2 protein-coding genes are annotated in these 2,453 nt (G+C 37.7%); one reads left to right on the top strand and one right to left on the bottom strand.

What is annotated here, in order from left to right; all coding sequences use genetic code 11:
* Positions 1-195 precede the first annotated feature (195 nt).
* Complete coding sequence (locus tag ORQ98_RS29310; protein WP_274692369.1) at positions 196-1,260, top strand: hypothetical protein; 1,065 nt, start codon at positions 196-198, stop codon at positions 1,258-1,260.
* A gap of 52 nt (positions 1,261-1,312) precedes the next feature.
* Here the strand turns inward: ORQ98_RS29310 and ORQ98_RS29305 are convergent, their stop codons facing one another.
* Positions 1,313-2,389: a tyrosine-type recombinase/integrase gene (locus tag ORQ98_RS29305; RefSeq protein WP_274692368.1), complete on the bottom strand. Its 1,077-nt coding sequence runs from the start codon at positions 2,387-2,389 to the stop codon at positions 1,313-1,315.
* Positions 2,390-2,453 lie beyond the last annotated feature (64 nt).

Genomic DNA, 2,453 nt, shown 5'->3' with positions numbered 1-2,453 from the left:
GAGTCATTAAAATACAGAGCGGCTGCATGAATAAATTAGCAGTTATGTCAATCTAAAAAAACTTCGGAACCGAGTTTTACCCTAGTAGGAGTAAGCCCTGCTCACGGGCTTGAGGGGGTAAGCTTAGGTGATAAAACCGAAGATCAACAAAGATATGAAGCAAAAACTAATTTTCTTCATGAAGTTGGCCATACTATGGGGCTAACGCATGATATAAGAACTAACTATTATGATATAGACTCTACTATTAGGGATGAAATAGAGCGAAAAGCAAAAACAAAACATATCAAGTATTTGAAAGATAATAATTATTTGACTTATGATGACTTTGTTAAAAAAAATGAATTAGCAGAACTTGATTTAGAGAATAATTTTGAGCTATATGCTGAGTATTTACGGACGAATAATATTAGAGATGAAGATAGCTTTGTTCGTGAACTATCTTCCCCATATCTAGGTGGCATTTACTCATTCTCTACTGGTTTTTCATTTGAAAAGGGTGGAAAGTATTATGGTACAATTATGTCATATGATCAGAATTTACCATATTTCTCTAACCCATCGATTAAATGCTCAACCAATGACTTAAGTGAAAGTGGTTTAAAGTGTGGTAGTGAATTTGATAACTCTTCTCGCTCGCTTAATTTGACTGCAAAGAAGATAAGTAACTTTTGCTCTGCTTCTAAGCGTGATAGGTCTGATCTGGCCACAAACTTTGAATTAGTTAAATTAATAGCTGAAAGCGAAGCTGAAACCATAGACTTTGATTTTACTCATCCTTATTACAATGAATTCAATACTAAAGATCAGTTTGGTATTTATCAGTGGAATAAAACAGGGCTATTAAATTTTGACACGGCAAATAAGCAAGTAGTTGATGACGAAGGTAATTCTAGTATTGAAGAAACTACTGTATTGATGGTTCAAGATAGTAAGTATTTTCCTGCAGTAGGCTTTGAGTTAAGCTGTGTTGCAGAAGAAAAGAAAGCTTATATTGTTGGAGCTTCAGTAAAAACGGCTAAGCCAGGTAAGTCTACTCTATGGCTTTACTATGAGTTAGCTGCATTAGATCCAAAGTCAGACACCCAAGTAAAAAAGTGGATAAAGCTTGATGAAAAGGATACTGACAATAATCAATTCACGGACTTAGAAGCAGCTGTTAGATTGCCTGAAAATATCACTGTAGCTAGAATAGCCATTACAAGTACTAATGATAATACTCTTGTTATTGATAAATTAGTTGTTGTAAAAGAAAAATAGAAAGTAGTTCTACACACTATGCTTGCAAAGAGCCCCTTTATTGGGGCTTTTTTCATTTCCAGTCAAATCTTAATTCTGCATCAACCAACGTCCACCGTGTTTCATGTCCTTGTAAGTAATGCTCTGTCATTTTCTCAGAGGTATGACCCATGAGCCTTCTAATAGCGCTTTTGTCATAGCCTGCTTTTTCATAGAGGTAACCACCCAGTGACCTTATCTCATGGAAGGTAGGACGCTCTCTGGCTTTTTGCTCCTTAAATAAATTAGTTTTATCTCGCACTTCTGAGAATGCCCGGCTTAGATAATCCCGTTTAACAGCAGTCCAGTGATCATTACGACGGTGGCTACTACTACGCTTTTCTGGGTTTCGGTGGACAATGTAGGGGCTGCGAATACCACTTTCACTTGCCCGTTTAATAATGGTACTTAACTCTTTGCCAATATTGATAGCCAAGTAGGCTGATTCACCATGCTTTTCTGTCTTCTGTTGTATAACAAACAGGTGATTGTCTTTAATATCCTCGAATTTCATTTTTACAATATCACCTGCACGTTGAAGGGTAATCAATCCAATATCCATAGCATTTTGTAGCCAGGGATCAGCAAGCTTATAAATAGCGTGGTACTGTTCGATAGTCAGCCTTTGCCGTATTTTTTGAGCTTGTTTATTCATAGTCACTTCAGCAGGGTTCATAGTTAGCAACCCTTTAGTAATACCGAAGCGGCAGACTTGAATTAATATTGATCGGTGCTGACGGTATGAGTCACCTGAAAAACTATTGTCGAGATAATCAGCTACAGTGGGTACAGTAAGCTCTTTTAACGGCAGTTTTCCAATATCTCTGATAATTCGGTTTAATCGGTACTTTGAATTTAATAAGCTGCGTGGCTTAAGGTTGCGAGTAGGTAAATACTCTTTATTGAATCTATCAATTAACAGCTCAACATTAGCTGCATCGGAATCCATCACATGGGCGACCAGCATACACTGACCATCAAGCCGAATATTCAACTGCCGAGCTGCAGCTTGAGCCTTGGCCCGGTTTTTACCCATGGGGTAGTATTTTCCAGTGATAGGGTGCTTGTACCGGAAGTAGTCATTTTTAGGCCCATAGGTCAGCCCTTTCAAGGTGATTTTTTAGCCGCTTTTAAAAGCCTTGCTGTTGAAATATGGGGCTGGATTTTTATTTGTT

Origin of the sequence: Spartinivicinus poritis (genome assembly GCF_028858535.1) — a bacterium.
Lineage (GTDB): Bacteria > Pseudomonadota > Gammaproteobacteria > Pseudomonadales > Zooshikellaceae > Spartinivicinus > Spartinivicinus poritis.
Note: the sequence above shows the minus strand (reverse complement) of the source record. Positions and strands in the feature narration are given on the sequence as shown.